At 70.9% G+C, this 15,472-nt stretch carries 16 protein-coding genes; 10 read left to right on the top strand and 6 right to left on the bottom strand.

Annotated features, from left to right (window positions below; translation table 11 throughout):
* Nucleotides 1-28: 28 nt before the first annotated feature.
* The 6 genes from KJK29_RS12930 (at nucleotide 29) to KJK29_RS12905 (ending at nucleotide 6,443) form a co-directional block, all read left to right on the top strand.
* A complete protein-coding gene (locus KJK29_RS12930) occupies nucleotides 29-1,594 on the top strand; it encodes an ABC transporter ATP-binding protein (RefSeq protein ID WP_215119091.1) in 1,566 nt (521 codons plus the stop codon).
* Nucleotides 1,594-2,721: an ABC transporter permease gene (locus KJK29_RS12925; protein WP_215119089.1), complete on the top strand. Its 1,128-nt coding sequence runs from the start codon at nucleotides 1,594-1,596 to the stop codon at nucleotides 2,719-2,721. The genes KJK29_RS12930 and KJK29_RS12925 overlap by 1 nt, the downstream gene beginning before the upstream one ends.
* The gene (locus KJK29_RS12920; protein ID WP_215119088.1) at nucleotides 2,718-3,983 is read left to right on the top strand and encodes an ABC transporter permease; all 1,266 of its coding nucleotides are present in this window, start codon (nucleotides 2,718-2,720) and stop codon (nucleotides 3,981-3,983) included. The genes KJK29_RS12925 and KJK29_RS12920 overlap by 4 nt, the downstream gene beginning before the upstream one ends.
* Entirely contained in the window at nucleotides 3,980-4,384 is a 405-nt protein-coding gene (locus KJK29_RS12915) for a cytidine deaminase (protein ID WP_215119087.1), read from the top strand. The genes KJK29_RS12920 and KJK29_RS12915 overlap by 4 nt, the downstream gene beginning before the upstream one ends.
* A gap of 85 nt (nucleotides 4,385-4,469) precedes the next feature.
* Nucleotides 4,470-5,753: a thymidine phosphorylase gene (locus KJK29_RS12910; protein WP_215119086.1), complete on the top strand. Its 1,284-nt coding sequence runs from the start codon at nucleotides 4,470-4,472 to the stop codon at nucleotides 5,751-5,753.
* 96 nt (nucleotides 5,754-5,849) lie between these two features.
* Nucleotides 5,850-6,443: a Uma2 family endonuclease gene (locus tag KJK29_RS12905; protein ID WP_215119085.1), complete on the top strand. Its 594-nt coding sequence runs from the start codon at nucleotides 5,850-5,852 to the stop codon at nucleotides 6,441-6,443.
* A gap of 1 nt (nucleotide 6,444) precedes the next feature.
* Here KJK29_RS12905 and KJK29_RS12900 read toward each other — a convergent pair whose 3' ends face one another.
* Complete coding sequence (locus KJK29_RS12900; protein ID WP_215119081.1) at nucleotides 6,445-7,371, bottom strand: AEC family transporter; 927 nt, start codon at nucleotides 7,369-7,371, stop codon at nucleotides 6,445-6,447.
* Between the two features lie 138 nt (nucleotides 7,372-7,509).
* Here KJK29_RS12900 and KJK29_RS12895 point away from each other — a divergent pair, with 138 nt between their 5' ends.
* On the top strand, nucleotides 7,510-7,896 hold the full coding sequence (locus KJK29_RS12895; protein ID WP_215119079.1) for an STAS domain-containing protein: 387 nt from the start codon (nucleotides 7,510-7,512) through the stop codon (nucleotides 7,894-7,896).
* On the opposite strand, the gene KJK29_RS12890 is transcribed toward KJK29_RS12895, so the two are convergent.
* The 3 genes from KJK29_RS12890 to KJK29_RS12880 all read right to left on the bottom strand — a co-directional run bounded on the left by KJK29_RS12890 (nucleotide 7,780) and on the right by KJK29_RS12880 (nucleotide 11,523).
* Nucleotides 7,780-8,796, bottom strand: a complete 1,017-nt coding sequence (locus KJK29_RS12890; RefSeq protein ID WP_215119074.1) for a sigma-70 family RNA polymerase sigma factor — start codon at nucleotides 8,794-8,796, stop codon at nucleotides 7,780-7,782. The two genes, KJK29_RS12895 and KJK29_RS12890, sit on opposite strands and share 117 nt — an antisense overlap.
* 140 nt (nucleotides 8,797-8,936) lie before the next feature.
* The gene (gene dnaN / locus KJK29_RS12885) at nucleotides 8,937-10,151 is read right to left on the bottom strand and encodes a DNA polymerase III subunit beta (protein ID WP_215119073.1); all 1,215 of its coding nucleotides are present in this window, start codon (nucleotides 10,149-10,151) and stop codon (nucleotides 8,937-8,939) included.
* Between the two features lie 100 nt (nucleotides 10,152-10,251).
* A complete protein-coding gene (locus KJK29_RS12880; protein ID WP_215119068.1) occupies nucleotides 10,252-11,523 on the bottom strand; it encodes an MFS transporter in 1,272 nt (423 codons plus the stop codon).
* Between the two features lie 63 nt (nucleotides 11,524-11,586).
* Between KJK29_RS12880 and KJK29_RS12875 the strand changes: the two genes are divergently transcribed.
* Entirely contained in the window at nucleotides 11,587-12,546 is a 960-nt protein-coding gene (locus KJK29_RS12875; RefSeq protein WP_215119066.1) for a LysR family transcriptional regulator, read from the top strand.
* Between the two features lie 73 nt (nucleotides 12,547-12,619).
* On the opposite strand, the gene KJK29_RS12870 is transcribed toward KJK29_RS12875, so the two are convergent.
* Nucleotides 12,620-13,378: an alpha/beta hydrolase gene (locus tag KJK29_RS12870; protein WP_215119064.1), complete on the bottom strand. Its 759-nt coding sequence runs from the start codon at nucleotides 13,376-13,378 to the stop codon at nucleotides 12,620-12,622.
* Between the two features lie 123 nt (nucleotides 13,379-13,501).
* Here KJK29_RS12870 and KJK29_RS12865 point away from each other — a divergent pair, with 123 nt between their 5' ends.
* Nucleotides 13,502-14,659, top strand: a complete 1,158-nt coding sequence (locus KJK29_RS12865) for an adenosine deaminase (RefSeq protein ID WP_215119062.1) — start codon at nucleotides 13,502-13,504, stop codon at nucleotides 14,657-14,659.
* Nucleotides 14,660-14,801: 142 nt separating this feature from the next.
* Complete coding sequence (locus KJK29_RS12860; protein ID WP_215119060.1) at nucleotides 14,802-15,128, top strand: ATP-binding protein; 327 nt, start codon at nucleotides 14,802-14,804, stop codon at nucleotides 15,126-15,128.
* Nucleotides 15,129-15,213: 85 nt separating this feature from the next.
* Here the strand turns inward: KJK29_RS12860 and KJK29_RS12855 are convergent, their stop codons facing one another.
* Complete coding sequence (locus tag KJK29_RS12855; protein ID WP_215119058.1) at nucleotides 15,214-15,426, bottom strand: PspC domain-containing protein; 213 nt, start codon at nucleotides 15,424-15,426, stop codon at nucleotides 15,214-15,216.
* Between the last annotated feature and the right edge of the window lie 46 nt (nucleotides 15,427-15,472).

Here is a 15,472-nt window from a genome sequence, read left to right as displayed (position 1 = left end):
TCCGGCCGGAGCGGCGGTCAACGAATCGGTGACCGCCGTCGAACTCGCCGGGATCACCAAGCGTTTCCCCGGCGTCGTGGCCAACCACGACATCCACCTCAGCGTCCGCAAGGGCACCGTCCACGCCCTGGTCGGTGAGAACGGCGCCGGCAAGTCGACCCTGATGAAGATCCTCTACGGCATGCAGAAGCCGGACGAGGGCACCATCGCCGTGGGCGGCGAGCAGGTCGCCTTCTCGTCGCCGGCCGATGCCATCGTCCGCGGCATCGGCATGGTCCACCAGCACTTCATGCTCGCCGACAACCTCACGGTCCTCGAGAACGTGGTGCTCGGCAGCGAGAAGCTCCACGGCATCGGCGCCAAGGCCCGCCGCAAGATCAAGGAGCTCTCCGAGCGCTACGGCCTCGACGTCAAGCCCGACCTCCTGGTCGAGGAGCTCGGCGTCGCCGCCCGCCAGCGCGTGGAGATCCTCAAGGTCCTCTACCGCGGCGCCACCACGCTGATCCTCGACGAGCCCACGGCCGTCCTGGTGCCGCAGGAGGTCGACGCCCTCTTCGCCAACCTGCGCGAACTGAAGTCCGAGGGCCTGTCGGTCATCTTCATCTCGCACAAGCTCGGCGAAGTGCTCTCCGTCGCCGACGAGATCACCGTCATCCGCCGCGGCACCACCGTCGGTACGGCCGTCCCCGCCGAGACGACGCCGCGTCAGCTCGCCGAGATGATGGTGGGCAGCGAACTGCCCACGCCCGAGACGGCCGAGTCCACGGTCACCGACCGCCCGGTCATCACCGTCGACAAGCTCCGCCTGGAGGCCCCCGGCGGCAAGGCCCTCCTCGACGACATCACCTTCACCATCCACGAGGGCGAAGTCCTCGGCATCGCCGGCGTCGAGGGCAACGGCCAGACCGAGCTGGTGGACGCGCTCATCGGCCTCAAGCACGCCGACTCCGGCACGATCCGGCTCGCCGACGAGGAGATCACCGCCTGGCCCACCCGCAGGCGCCGCGAGCAGGGCATCGGCTACATCCCCGAGGACCGCCACCGCCACGGTCTGCTCCTGGAGGCACCCCTCTGGGAGAACCGCATCCTCGGCCATGTCACCGAGAAGCCCCTCGCCAAGGGCGTCTGGCTGGACCCGAAGGCCGCCCAGGAGGACACCCGCCGGATCGTGACGGAGTACGACGTCCGCACCCCCGGCATCGACGTCACCGCCGCCTCCCTGTCCGGCGGCAACCAGCAGAAGCTGATCGTCGGCCGCGAGATGAGCCACAAGCCGCGCTTCCTGATCGCCGCCCACCCCACCCGGGGCGTGGACGTCGGTGCCCAGTCCGCCATCTGGGACCTCATCCGCGAGGCCCGCCGCGAGGGCCTGGCCGTGCTGCTGATCTCCGCCGACCTCGACGAGCTGATCGGTCTGTCCGACACCCTGCGCGTGATCTACAACGGCAAGCTGGTCGCCGACGCCGACCCGGCCGGCATCACGCCCGAGGAACTCGGCTCGGCGATGACCGGCGCCGCGACCGGCCACCTGGAACACGAAGAGACCCCCGAGACCCGCAAGTCTCCCGAGTCTGGGGAAGACGAGGCCCGCTGATGAAGAAGTTCGACAAGGAGCGCGTGCTCCTCGCGGTGGCCGGGCCGGTCATCGCGCTCGCCGTGGCCTTCGTCCTGATCGCGATCGTGCTGATCGCGTCGGGCAAGAACCCGATCGAGCCGTTCGCCCTGATGTTTGAGCAGCTCGGCTTCTCCGACATCCAGGTGCTGATCATCAACCAGGCGTCGATGTACTACATCGCGGCGCTCGCGGTGGCCATCGGCTTCCGGATGAACCTGTTCAACATCGGCGTCGACGGCCAGTACCAGCTCGCCGCCATGATGGCCGCCATCGTCGGCGCCCACGCCAGCATGCCGGCCGCGATCCAGGTGCCGCTGCTGCTCCTGACGGCCGTCCTCACCGGCGCCTTCTGGGCCGGTATCGCCGGTGTCCTCAAGGTCACCCGCGGCGTCAGCGAGGTCGTCGCCACGATCATGCTCAACGCCATCGCCACCTCGGTGATCTCCTACCTGTGGCTGCCGGACGTCTTCGGCGTCAAGGTCGGCAACAACAACACCACCGGCGAGATGCACGAGTCCGGCTGGATCCCCGGCATCTCGATGGGCGCGGCCGGCGAGATCTACGGCCTGGTCCTGCTCGCCGTCCTGCTCGGCATCGGCTACTGGGTCGTCCTGAACCGCACCCGCTTCGGCTTCGACCTGCGTGCCTCCGGCGCCTCCTCGACCGCGGCCGCGGCCAGCGGCGTCGACCCCAAGCGCATGGTGCTGACCGCCATGCTGCTCTCCGGCGGCCTCGCGGGCCTGGCCGGTCTGCCGATCCTGCTCGGCGACACCCACACCTACAGCCTGAACTTCCCCACCGGAATCGGCTTCCTCGGCATCGGCATCGCCCTGCTCGGCCGCAACAGCCCGGTCGGCATCGCCTTCGCCGCCCTGCTGTGGGCCTGGCTCGACAAGGCCTCGCCCGAACTGGACTTCCACGGCTACGACAAGGAGATCGCGGTCATCATGCAGGGCCTGATCGTCCTCTCGGTCGTCGTCTCCTACGAGGCCGTCCGCGAATGGGGCCTGCGCCGCCAGCAGCGCCGGGTCGGCGCCGAACTGGCCGCCGGTCACGTCCTCGGCACCACCACCCACAACGCCACGAAGGAGGTGGCTGGCCGATGACCACCGTGACCGACCTCAACCAGCCCACGCTGCAGCCCGCGGCGCCCACCGGCCGCCGCCTGTCGTGGCCCGTCCTGCTGCTGGTCATCGCCGGCGGTCTGGCGCTGACCTCGATCGTCCGCATCATCACCGGCGCCGACGGCATCACCAACGTCAGCCAGATGTCCACCGCGCTCCAGCTCGCCGTGCCGATCGGCCTCGCCGGTCTCGGCGGTCTGTGGGCCGAGCGCGCGGGTGTCGTCAACATCGGCCTCGAGGGCATGATGATCCTCGGCACCTGGTTCGGTGCCTGGGCCGGATTCCAGTGGGGCCCGTGGACCGGTGTCCTGGTGGGCATCGCGGGCGGCGCGATCGGCGGCCTGCTGCACGCCTTCGTCACCGTCACCTTCAACGTCAACCACATCGTCTCCGGTGTGGCCATCAACATCCTCGCCCTGGGCGCCACCCGCTACCTCGCGCCCCTCGCCTTCGAGGGCCACACGGGCGGCTCCGCCAAGCAGTCCCCGGCGGTGGAATCCCTCGGCAACTTCACGGTGCCGGGCCTCTCCGACGCGCTGCGCGACCTCAACGCCCACGGCTGGTTCCTGATCTCGGACATCGCCGGCCTGCTCGGCGGCCTGGTCACCAACGTCTCCTGGCTGACCCTGATCGCCATCGCGCTGATCCCCGCCACCTGGTGGATCCTGTGGCGCACCGCCTTCGGCCTGCGGCTGCGCTCCTGCGGCGAGAACCCGGTCGCCGCCGAGTCCCTCGGCGTCAACGTCTACAAGTACAAGTACATCGCCGTGATCATCTCCGGCGGTCTGGCCGGCCTCGGCGGCGCCTTCCTGTCCATCGTGGCCAACCCCTTCTACCTGGAGGGCCAGGTCAGCGGCCGCGGCTACATCGGCCTCGCCGCGATGATCTTCGGCAACTGGATGCCCGGCGGACTCGCCCTCGGCGCGGGCCTGTTCGGCTACACCGACAGCCTCAACCTGCGCGGCGGCTCGGCCAACGTGCACGCCCTGCTGCTGCTCGGCGCGCTCCTGCTGCTCATCGGCGCCATCTGGCTGGTGGTCCGCAAGAAGTACGTCCAGGCCGCGATCACCCTGGTCGTCGGCGGCCTGGTCTTCGCCTGGTACGCGACCACCGACGAGGTCCCCAACCAGGTCGTCTCCGCCACGCCGTACGTCATCACCCTGGTGGTGCTCGCCCTGTCCGCGCAGCGTCTGAGGATGCCCAAGGCGGACGGCATGCCGTACCGGAAGGGACAGGGCAAGTGACCGACGCCGGCCCGGCCGTCGACTGGGAGAAGCTGCGCGCGGTGGCCCGGGACGCCATGTCCCGGGCGTACGCCCCCTACTCCGGCTATCCGGTGGGCGTGGCCGCCCTGGTCGACGACGGCCGGATCATCTCCGGCTGCAACGTCGAGAACGCCTCGTACGGCCTCGGCCTGTGCGCCGAGTGCGGCCTGGTGTCGGAGCTGCACAACACCGGCGGCGGCCGGCTGACGCACTTCACCTGCGTCGACCGCGACGGCGACCCGCTCGTACCGTGCGGCCGCTGCCGCCAGTTGCTGCACGAGTTCGGCGGCCCGGAGCTGCTGCTGGAGACCCCGGAGGGCATCCTGCCGCTGTCGGCGATGCTGCCCCAGGCCTTCGGCCCCGGCCACCTCGACAAGTAGTCATTCCCGTACGGCCCCTCCGAGTCGCCAGTCGCTCAGGAGGGGCCGTACGGCTTCTGGAAATCCTCGGAAGGAAGCCCAAGCCATGGCCATGGACGCCATCTCCGTCATCCGCACCAAGCGGGACCGCGGCGAGCTCAGTGACGAGCAGATCGACTGGGTCATCGACGCGTACACCCGCGGGGAGGTGGCCGACGAGCAGATGTCCGCCCTCGCGATGGCCATCCTGCTCAACGGCATGAACCGCCGTGAGATCGCCCGCTGGACCGCCGCGATGATCGCCTCCGGCGAGCGCATGGACTTCTCGTCCCTGTCCCGCCCGACGGCCGACAAGCACTCCACGGGCGGCGTCGGCGACAAGATCACGCTCCCGCTGGCCCCCCTGGTCGCCGCGTGCGGCGCCGCCGTACCGCAGCTCTCGGGCCGCGGCCTCGGCCACACCGGCGGCACGCTGGACAAGCTGGAGTCCGTCCCCGGCTGGCAGGCCCTGCTCTCCAACGAGCGGATGCTGAACGTCCTGGACACCACCGGCGCGGTCATCTGCGCGGCGGGCGACGGCCTGGCCCCCGCGGACAAGAAGCTCTACGCCCTGCGCGACGTCACGGGCACCGTCGAGGCGATCCCCCTGATCGCCTCCTCGATCATGTCGAAGAAGATCGCCGAGGGCACGGGCTCGCTCGTCCTGGACGTCAAGGTAGGCACGGGCGCCTTCATGAAGACTCTGGACGACGCCCGCGAACTGGCCTCCACGATGGTCGGCCTGGGCACGGACCACGGGGTGCGTACGGTCGCCCTGCTCACGGACATGTCGACCCCGCTCGGCCTCACCGCGGGCAACGCCCTGGAGGTCCGCGAGTCGGTGGAGGTCCTGGCGGGCGGCGGCCCGGCGGACGTGGTCGAACTGACCATCGCCCTGGCCCGCGAAATGCTGGACGCCGCAGGTGTGAAGGACGCCGACCCGGCGAAGGCCCTGGCCGACGGCTCCGCGATGGACGTCTGGCGCCGCATGATCGCGGCCCAGGGCGGCGACCCGGACGCGGCGCTCCCGGTGGCCCGCGAACAGCACGTGATCAAGGCCCCGGCCTCGGGCACCCTGACCCGCCTCGACGCCTACGACATCGGCATCGCCGCCTGGCGCCTCGGCGCGGGCCGCGCCCGCAAGGAGGACCCGGTCCAGGCAGGCGCCGGCATCGAACTCCACGCCAAGCCGGGCGACCCGGTGAAGGAGGGCCAGCCCCTGCTGACCCTGCACACCGACACCCCGGAGCGTTTCGAGTACGCGCTCCAGGCGGTGGAGGGCTCCTACGACATCGCGGCCCAGGGGACGGACTTCACGGCGTCGCCGGTAGTGCTGGAACGTATCGCCTGACCTGGGGGTTTTCCTTTCGGGTGAACGGGATCGGTGGACCTCCGCCGGTCCCGTTCGGCATGCTGGGATCGGTGACGCACTGATTGGAGAACCGCCATGAGCGCACTCACCGTCGACCACTCGGCTGCCAACGGCCACGAGTGGGACGACCTCGTTCGGATCTGGCAGGAGACGGACGCGCCCGAGGGCTGCAAGGTGGAGATCATCGAGGGGATCGTCACCGTGGCACCACCGCCGTCCAATGCCCACAACGACATCGCTGACCTGGTCCAGCGAGTCCTGTACGAGGTCATCCCCAGGCACTGGGGCATCTACCAGACCCTGGGCACGGCGGTCCCGTCCCGTGACGGGCTCTACATCCCTGACCTCGCAGTCGCCCCCAGGCAGGTGCTGCGTGACGAGGGCGGCCACTTCATCCCAGCGGCTGCCGCGGAACTCATTGTCGAGATCACGTCCAAGGGGAATGCGGCCCACGATCGGATCAAGAAAGCCGCCGGTTATGCCCACGCCGGCGTTCCGCTGTACCTGCTCATCGACGGCTGGGCCCCCGGAGGGCCCGTCATCACGCTCTACGGCGAACCGCGGGGGAAGGTCTACCGGGTTCTGGATGAGGGCAAATTCGGAGATCGCATCACGCTGCCCGAGCCCTTCACCCTAGAACTCGACACCGCCGAGTTCCCCCACGACTGACTCACCCCAGCACCGCCGCCACCACCACAAGCACCGGCACCGCCAGCACCGTCGACAGCAGGATCGCCTCCCTCGCCAGCACCTCGCCCACTCGGTAGCTACTCGCGTACGTGAACAGGTTCTGTGCCGCAGGCAGGGCAGAGGTGACGACCACGTCGAGCAGGGACGCTCCGTGGAGGCCGAAGACGGTCGTCGCCAGGGCCCAGGCGATCAGGGGCTGGGCGATCGCCTTCAGGGCCACGGCGAGGAGGACGGGGGCCCGTTCCGCGCCGCGCAGGGGGAGTGTGCTGCCGCGCAGGGAGATGCCGAAGGCGAGGAGGACGGCCGGGACCGACATGTTGCCGATCAGGGTGAGGGGGTCCATCAGCGGGCCCGGGACATGGAGGCCGGTCGCCGACGCCGCCACCCCGGCGAGGGAGCCCAGGGCGATCGGATTGCGGAGCGGGGTGAGCAGGCTCTGCCACAGGGGGCGCTTGTCCTCCTCCGAGACGGTCGCCAGGTCCAGGACCGTCAGCGCCACCGGTGTGACGGCGACCAGCTGGAACAGCAGCACCGGCGCGACCAGCGACGCGTCACCGAGGACGTACACGGCGATCGGGATGCCGAGATTCCCCGAGTTCACGTAGCTGGAGCACAGCGCGCCGATCGTCGTCCGGCCCGCACCCCACCGGCGCACCGCACCCACCGCCACGAAGACCCCCGCCGCCGCTGCCGTGCTCATCGCCGTGACCAGCAGCCGGTCGGAGAAGATCACCGACAGGTCGGCCTGCGCGAGCGTCGTGAAGAGCAGCGCCGGGGACGCCACATGGAAGGCCAGCTTGGTCAGGACCTCGCGGCCCCCGTCCCCCAGATAGCCCCGGCGGCCGATCAGGTAGCCGACCCCGATGACCACGGCGATGACCGCGAACCCGCTCAGCACCCCCTGCACGACGCCCCCTCACCGGCGAAGAGAGCATCGGGCAGCGCGGGAGGGGCAGGTGCATGGGGCATACAGCCAACCCTCCGGGGAAGGCCATGTCCCGGTCAATGTGATCTTCCCTGCGCACCGACAGAAGGGACCGTCGCGATGAGTTACCGCCGCCCGCCCGGTCTACCGATCGTGGACGCCATGACACCGCCCGTGCTCGTACTGCCCGGCCCCGTCACCCGGGACGAGGTGAGAGGGCTGAGCGACGACGTACGGGCACTGCTGCACACCAGCGGTGCCCGGGTCGTGGTGTGCGATGTCGGGGGCCTCGGACCGCCGGGCCTCGCCACCGTCGACCTGCTGGCGCGGCTCCAGCTCGCCGCCCGCCGGGCGGGAGGCCGGATCAGGCTCCGCGACCCCGACCCGGCCCTAGGCGCCCTGCTCGACCTGGTCGGCCTCCGCTTCGAGACGGAGGGGCAGGTCGAAGAGCGGGAACCAGCGCTCGGTGTCGAGGAAGCAGTGGAACCCGGTGATCCGGCCGTCTGAGATCTCCAGCACCTGGACCGCCCACGGCATGAAGCCGCCGCCCTCCGGGTCGGGCTTGTACTGGGCGAACCCCGGCAGCCCGTTGACCTCGACCGGCACCAGCCGGGAGCCCGCGCAGGGCGCGCCGAGCGTCGTCATGAAGCCGGTGATGTCGCCGACGCCGGTCAGCCACAGGTCGAACGGCGGCATCGTCATGACCGCGTCCTCGTGCAGCAGGGCCGTCAGCGCCGCCATGTCGTAGCCCTCGAAGGCCGCCACATAGCGGTCCAGCAGCTTCTGCTGGTCCTCGTCGAGCGGGTCGGAGACGACCGCGTCGGCGCCCGGCTGCTGCCGCTCGGCCAGGGTGGCGCGGGCCCGCTGGAGGGCGCTGTTGACCGACGCCACCGAGGTGTCCAGCAGCTCGGCGACCTCGCTCGCCCTCCAGGCCAGCACCTCGCGCAGGATCAGCACGGCCCGCTGCTTGGCCGGAAGCTGCTGCAGCGCGGCCATGAAGGCGAGCCGCACGGACTCCTTGGCGACCGCCGCCTCCGCCGGGTCCTCGGTCGTGGGCAGCACACGGGCGTCCGGCATCGGCTCCAGCCAGGTGTTGTCCGGGCGGGGGGACAGGGCCGCCCGGGCGAGCGGCGTGGACTCGGTGAGATCCATGGGCCGGGCGCGCTTGTTGCCCGCGGTCAGCATGTCCAGGCACACGTTCGTCGCGATGCGGTAGAGCCAGGAGCGAAGGCTGGAGCGGCCCTCGAACTTGTCGTAGCTGCGCCAGGCGCGGACCATCGTGTCCTGCACCGCGTCCTCGGCCTCGAAGGAGGAGCCGAGCATCCGGTAGCAGTACCCGGTCAGCTCGGTGCGGTGTGCCTCCAGCCTGGTGTCCAGGTCCGTCGGTGCCGCCGTGCCGTTCGTCATCGTCCACCCACCCCTGTGGAATGTCTGTCACGCGCCATTGCGCCCAGTACTCCGGAAGCTACCGCAGCCCACTGACAACGGCCCCCCGAGCGCACGAACCCGCAGGTGGGAGCACCCGCCTCGGACCGGTCTCAGCCGCCTCAGACGAGCTGCTTCACCGACATCAGCAGATGCCGGTGCGCCCCGGCCTCCGCCGTGCCCGCCTCCGCCGTGCCCGCCTCCGCCGTGCCCGCCTCCGCCGTGCCCGCCCCAACCCCGCCGCCGTCCGCCACCCCGTGCAGCAGCGCCCGCTGCCCCGCCCCCAGCAGCTCCAGCCGTACCCGCGGGCTCTCGAAGGACGTCAGCGCGTCCAGCAGATAGGCCGGGTTGAAGGCCACCGGCACCTCGTCGGCGCCGCTCAGCGTGGCCGGCAGCCGCTGAGCCGCCACATCGTCCCCGAAGCCGGCCCGCAGCATCACGAACCCCTCGGCCGAGAAGTCCAGCCGCACCGAACTGTTCGCCTCCGCCACCACCGCGACCCGCCGCACGGCCTCCGCGAGCCCCTCGCGCTCCACCTCGGCGACCGCCGCCCCCGCCATGTCGAACAGCGATGTGTAGGCGGGCAGCCGCCCGTCCAGGAGCCGCAGCGCCGTCCGCGACTGCCCGCCCTCGAAGCCCATCAGCCCGCCGCCCCCGGCCGGATCCCATCCGATGACCACGTCCCCGCAGCGCCCCAGCGACCGCGCGACATCCAGCAGCCGCCGCGACGGCAGCAAAGCCTCCACCACCCCCTCGGCGGCCTCCACCACCCCGTCGGCCGCCGCCCCCGGCTTCCACTCCAGCCGCCGCACCGCGTACCGGTAGCGATCCGAGGCCGACAGCGTCATCTCCCCGCCGTCGAGACGCAGTTGGACGCCCGTCAGCAGCGGCAGCGTGTCGTCCCGTCCGGCGGCGAGGGCGACCTGCGCGACGGCGGTCGCGAACGCGGCGGCGTCCACCGTGCCGTACGGCGCGGGCGCGGCGGGCAGGGCCGGGTACTCGGCGATTGGCAGTGTCGAGAGCCCGAAGCGCGTCCCGTCCGCCTCCACGGTGAACCGCGACGCCTCCAGCGCACAGCTCACCGGCCCCTCCGGCAGCACCCGGCACACCTCCAGCAGCCGCCGCCCCGGGACGAGCACCCGCCCTTCAGCCGCGACCTCCGCTTCGGCCTCCACCCGTACCGCCGCCTCGAAGTCGAACCCCGTCACGGCGAGCCGTCCCGCGTCCGCCTCCAGCAGCAGTCCGCCCAGCACCGGCACCGGCGTCCGCGCGGGCAGTGCCCGCCCCGCCCGGCCCACGGCCTCGGCGAACGCCGTACGGTCGATGCGGAACTCCATGAGAAATCCCCCTGCTCGGATCCGGTGGTCAGTCAGACGCGGACGTTATCCGCGCCCACTGACAACCGGCCCCGACCAGGGGGATTGACGCGCTGTACGGTCAGGCGGCCGTGGCCAGCCTCCGCTGCAGCCGAGCCGCCCGCGTGCCGAACACCGTGATCGTCACGACGCCGAGCACCGCCAGCAGTCCGACGCCGACCGTTCCGGCCCAGCCGCCCGCGTGGAAGGCGATCGCGCCGACCGTGCTGCCCGCGCTGGAGCCGATGTAGTACGACGACTGGTAGAGCGCCGAGGCCTGCGCGCGGCCGGTCGTGGCCGTCTTGCTGACCGCCGAGGAGGCCACCGCGTGGCCCGCGAAGAAGCCGCCCGTGATCAGGACCAGACCCAGCAGGACCAGCGGCAGCGACCCGGCCAGGGACAGCAGCAGGCCCGCCGCCGTCGTACCGCCCGCGGCGTACAGCGCGCCCCGGCGGCCCATCCGGCCCACCAGCCGGCCCGCCGTCGACGCCGACACCGTACCGACGAGGTACACGAGGAAGATCGAGCCGATGATGCCCTGCGGCAGTGAGAACGGGGCCTCGGTCAGTCGGTAGCCGATGACCGTGTACACGCCGCCGAACACCGTCATGAACAGCGCGCCGATCGCGTACAGCCGGCACAGCAGCGGGTTGGACAGGTGGTCGCGGACCGTGCGCGCCAGGACGCGCGGGCGCAGCGAGCCCGGCTTGAAGTGCCTGGGGGCGGGGAGCAGCGCCCGGAAGGCCACCGCACACGCCACGGCGAGCGCGCCGATGACACCGACGGCGACCCGCCAGCCCCACTCCTGTGCGACCCAGCCGGTGATGACCCGGCCGCTCATCCCGCCGACGCTGTTGCCGGCGACGAACAGCCCGATCGCGGTGACCAGCGCCTTGGGGCTGACCTCCTCCGCGAGGTACGCGGTCGCCGACGCGGGCAGCCCGGCCAGGGCCGCGCCCTGGAGGGCCCGCAGCACGACCAGCACACCCAGCGACGGGGCGAGCGGCACCAGCAGCCCGATCGTGACCGCCACGGCCAGCGACGCCGTCATGACCGCACGCCGTCCGAAACGCTCGGACAGGGCGCTCATCGGCAGCACGAACAGCGCCAGCCCGCCCGTCGCGGCGGCCACGGTCCAGCTCGCGTCGCTCGCCGCCACCCCGAACTCACCGGAGATCAGCGGAAGCAGCGCCTGCGTGGAGTACAGCAGCGCGAAGGTCGCGACACCCGCGAGGAAGAGGGCGAAACTCATCCGGCGGTAGCCGGGCCCGCCCGGCGACATACGGGAGTCGGAAGCAGGGACAGAGACATCGGCGCCCACGGTGGTGGACGCCCCGGTACTGGCGGGAGTCATGCCTCGAAATTACGTACGCCCCCACTGATCCGTCCAATGCATGGAACGGCGATAATCGTTCCCATGGTGCATCAATCCAGTTCAGCGGCTCGCCTGTCACCATCCAGTGACACAGAAGACATGGCGGAGATGTCCAAGGTGCTGGCCCCCCGCCTCGCCTACTTCGCAGGCGTCGCGCGCACCGAGCACGTCACCCGTGCCGCCCAGGAGATGAACGTCCCGCAGTCGACCCTCTCCCGCTCCATGGCCCGTCTGGAGCAGGACCTGGGCGTCGACCTCTTCGCCCGCCACGGCCGTACGGTCTCCCTCACCCCGGCCGGCCGCACCTTCCTCGCCTCGGTCGAGCGCGCCCTGGCCGAGGTCGAGCGCGCCGCCGAGGAGGTGCGGGCCGACGCCGACCCCTTCACCGGCAAGGTCGCCTTCGGCTTCCTGCACACCATGGGCGCCGAGACCGTCCCGGGCCTCCTCCAGGCCTTCCGCGCCGACCATCCCCGCGTCCGCTTCAGCCTGGTCCAGAACTACGGCGAGGCCATGCTCGAACGCCTCCGCGCCGGCGAACTCGACCTCTGCCTGACCTCCCCGGTCCCCGACGCCCCCGACCTGGTCGCCCGCCGCCTCGACGAACAGAAACTCCGCCTGGTCGTCCCCGCCGACCACTCCCTCGCCACCCGCCGCCGCATCCGCCTCGCGGAAGCGGCCGACGAAACCTTCGTCACCCTCGAACCCGGCTACGGCCTGCGCCGCATCACCGACGACCTCTGCCAGGAAGCGGGCTTCAAGCCCCGCATCGCCTTCGAGGGCGAGGAAGCCGAAACCCTCCGAGGCCTGGTGGCAGCAGGCCTCGGAGTAGCCCTCCTGCCCCCACCGGCCGTCCCTCGCCCCGGAGTGGTCGAACTGACGGTGACGGCCCCCCGAGCAGTCCGCGAAATCGGCGTGGCCTGGCTGGAAGGCCACCCGGACACACCCCCCGTAGCAGCCTTCAAAAGGTTCCTGCTCTCAAGAAGAGGCAGTCTGCTGCCCTAGTCAGGGGCGCGGGGAACTGCGCGATCAACCACAACGAACCCGCACTCCGAAAACCACATGCACCCCAGCGGCGCTACCGCCTCGAAGGACTGAACCCCGCAGCCAACGGCATCCGCAACCCCAACGGCGGCGGCGCGGCCAACGCATCCCGCACAGGCCGGGACACCGCCCGCCCGTACACCGCCCCCATCACGAAGTCCTCGGCCAACGCCAGCACTTCGTCCCGGTACTGATGCAACCCGTGCCCATCCGCATGCACTTCGAACCGGCACACATCCCGATTCGCCTTCTTCACCCGCGCCGCCAGCCGGAACGACAACTCGGGATCCGTCCGCTCGTCATTCGTGCCGTGCACGATCAGCACCTGCCGCCCCACCAACTGCTTCACCGGTTCGGGTGGCGCCGCCACATCCTCCTCCGGCAGCCAGGGGGCCAGCGCCAGCACGGAGTTGACGGCCTCGTGCCCACCCGCGCGCAGCCCGGCCCGGCCGCCCATGCCGATCCCCGCGAGGCAGACGGGCACGTCCCCGTACCGCCGTACGACCTCGTCGGCCGCCCAGACGGCATCGGCCGCGAGGTTGGCCTCACTGCCGTTCCAGCCGCGGCAGCGGTAGTGCACCACGTGCGCGGCGAGCCCCTCGTCCCGGCCCGCGCGGGCCAGCCGGCGCCCCAGGGCGCGTACGGAGGCGGTCGCCAGCAGGGGCGACGGTCTGCGGCCGGAGACCTCGTCCCCGCCCGGCAGCAGCAGCACCACGCCGCTCACCGCCGTCGGCTCCGGACCGAGTGTCCTGCCCAGCCGGGCCCTGCGAACCGGCGTCGCTTGGTGTGCCATGACAGAACAGTGTCAGAAACACAGGTGTATTCGACCCGTCCCCGGGGTCACCGTTACGTATCGACGAAAACGTAAAGCGGCCGAAGAGGAGCCATCTACGCGCGTAGGAGTTAGAGTGCGGAAATGACGAGCCAGACCATCGCGAACACCCCGACACCGGACCAGATCCGCCGGGCGCCCAAGGTTCTGCTGCACGACCATCTCGACGGCGGCCTGCGCCCCGCGACGATCGTCGAACTCGCCCGCGAAACCGGCTATACCCAGCTCCCCGAGACCGACCCGGAGAAGCTCGGCATCTGGTTCCGCGAGGCCGCCGACTCCGGTTCCCTGGAGCGGTACCTGGAGACCTTCTCCCACACCGTCGGCGTCATGCAGACCCGCGACGCCCTGGTCCGGGTCGCCGCCGAGTGCGCCGAGGACCTCGCCGAGGACGGCGTCGTCTACGCCGAGGTGCGCTACGCCCCCGAGCAGCACCTCGAAGGCGGGCTGAGCCTCGAAGAGGTGGTCGAGGCCGTCAACGAGGGTTTCCGGGAAGGGGAGCGGCGCGCCAGGGAGAACGGCCACCGCATCCGCGTCGGCGCCCTGCTCACCGCCATGCGGCACGCGGCCCGGGCCCTGGAGATCGCCGAACTCGCCAACCGCCACCGGGACCTGGGGGTGGTGGGTTTCGACATCGCCGGTGCCGAGGCCGGCTACCCGCCCACCCGGCACCTGGACGCCTTCGAGTATCTGAAGCGCGAGAACAACCACTTCACCATCCACGCCGGCGAGGCCTTCGGACTGCCCTCCATCTGGCAGGCCCTGCAGTGGTGCGGCGCCGACCGGCTCGGGCACGGCGTGCGGATCATCGACGACATCCAGGTCCACGAGGACGGCCGCGTCGAACTCGGGCGGCTCGCCTCGTACGTCCGGGACAAGCGCATCCCGCTGGAGCTGTGCCCGAGCTCCAACCTGCAGACCGGGGCGGCGTCCTCGTACGCCGAACACCCCATCGGGCTGCTGCGGCGGCTGCATTTCCGAGCCACCGTAAATACGGACAATCGACTCATGTCTTACACCAGCATGAGCCGGGAATTCGAGCACCTTGTCGAGGCGTTCGGTTACACGCTCGACGACATGCAGTGGTTCTCAGTCAATGCGATGAAATCAGCGTTCATTCCTTTCGATGAACGACTGGCCATGATCAATGACGTGATCAAGCCGGGATACGCCGAGCTGAAATCCGAATGGCTGTTCCGGCAGACCGCTTCGACCAGCGGCTCTGCGGATTCGGAGGGCTGACCGGGCGGGAAATGGCGCACAGGGAATGCGGACGGTGTTCACAAGCCGTCCGCATTTCGATGTTTGCGGCGGGTGGTGCCGCGTGATTACGGTCGCCGCACCGCTCACACACCCCGTCATCCCATTGCGAGGACGCGTTTTCATGAAGCAGTCTGCTGCCAAGTCCCTCGGTGTCGCCGCTCTCGGTGCCGCCTTCGCCGCCACCGGTGCGGGCGCCGCCAATGCCGCCCCGGCCGTCCCGGACGCCACCCAGGCGCTGGGGGGCCTCACCCAGGCCCTCCCGGCGGAGCAGCTCTCCCAGACGCTGCCGGCGGGCTCGGGCGAGGCGGTGGGTCAGGGCCAGAGCCTGGCCGGTACCGGTCTCGCCGCCGCCCAGCCGGTCGCAGGCCAGCTGCTCGCCCAGGGCCCGAACGGACCGGCCCCCAAGCTGCTCGGCGGGCTCCCGGTGAACGGCATTCCGCTCGCCTGACCCTCCCGCCCGTGCGGACGCACACGCCGATGGGGCGCACCCCTGGACACAGGGTGCGCCCCATCGGCGCTTCAGCGGCGGGCGGTCACCAGGCCGTCTGGGCCTTGTGCCGCACCTTGTCCTCGGAGGGCAGCACGATCCACAGCGCGATGTACAGCAGGAACTGCGGCCCGGGCAGCAGACACGAGACCAGGAAGATCACCCGCATCGTCGTCGTGGAGGTGCCGAAGCGCCGGGCCAGCGCGGCGCACACTCCGCCGATCATGCGGCCGTGGGTGGGGCGGGCGAGGCGGGACATGTGCGACTCCTTCAGCGTCGATGTGCGAGGTCTCTCGTCCGAGTAC

Source organism: Streptomyces koelreuteriae, assembly GCF_018604545.1.
GTDB classification, from domain to species: Bacteria; Actinomycetota; Actinomycetes; order Streptomycetales; family Streptomycetaceae; genus Streptomyces; species Streptomyces koelreuteriae.
This window is presented reverse-complemented; position numbering and strand designations above follow the sequence as displayed.

Coding starts and splice junctions, on each gene's coding strand:
- KJK29_RS12925 (WP_215119089.1), top strand. CDS start 1,594: ATGAAGAAGTTCGACAAGGAGCGCGTGCTCCTCGCGGTGGCCGGGCCG.
- KJK29_RS12920 (WP_215119088.1), top strand. CDS start 2,718: ATGACCACCGTGACCGACCTCAACCAGCCCACGCTGCAGCCCGCGGCG.
- KJK29_RS12910 (WP_215119086.1), top strand. CDS start 4,470: ATGGCCATGGACGCCATCTCCGTCATCCGCACCAAGCGGGACCGCGGC.
- KJK29_RS12905 (WP_215119085.1), top strand. CDS start 5,850: ATGAGCGCACTCACCGTCGACCACTCGGCTGCCAACGGCCACGAGTGG.
- KJK29_RS12895 (WP_215119079.1), top strand. CDS start 7,510: ATGAGTTACCGCCGCCCGCCCGGTCTACCGATCGTGGACGCCATGACA.
- KJK29_RS12890 (WP_215119074.1), bottom strand. CDS start 8,796: ATGACGAACGGCACGGCGGCACCGACGGACCTGGACACCAGGCTGGAG.
- dnaN (WP_215119073.1), bottom strand. CDS start 10,151: ATGGAGTTCCGCATCGACCGTACGGCGTTCGCCGAGGCCGTGGGCCGG.
- KJK29_RS12880 (WP_215119068.1), bottom strand. CDS start 11,523: ATGACTCCCGCCAGTACCGGGGCGTCCACCACCGTGGGCGCCGATGTC.
- KJK29_RS12875 (WP_215119066.1), top strand. CDS start 11,587: ATGGTGCATCAATCCAGTTCAGCGGCTCGCCTGTCACCATCCAGTGAC.
- KJK29_RS12870 (WP_215119064.1), bottom strand. CDS start 13,378: ATGGCACACCAAGCGACGCCGGTTCGCAGGGCCCGGCTGGGCAGGACA.
- KJK29_RS12865 (WP_215119062.1), top strand. CDS start 13,502: ATGACGAGCCAGACCATCGCGAACACCCCGACACCGGACCAGATCCGC.
- KJK29_RS12860 (WP_215119060.1), top strand. CDS start 14,802: ATGAAGCAGTCTGCTGCCAAGTCCCTCGGTGTCGCCGCTCTCGGTGCC.
- KJK29_RS12855 (WP_215119058.1), bottom strand. CDS start 15,426: ATGTCCCGCCTCGCCCGCCCCACCCACGGCCGCATGATCGGCGGAGTG.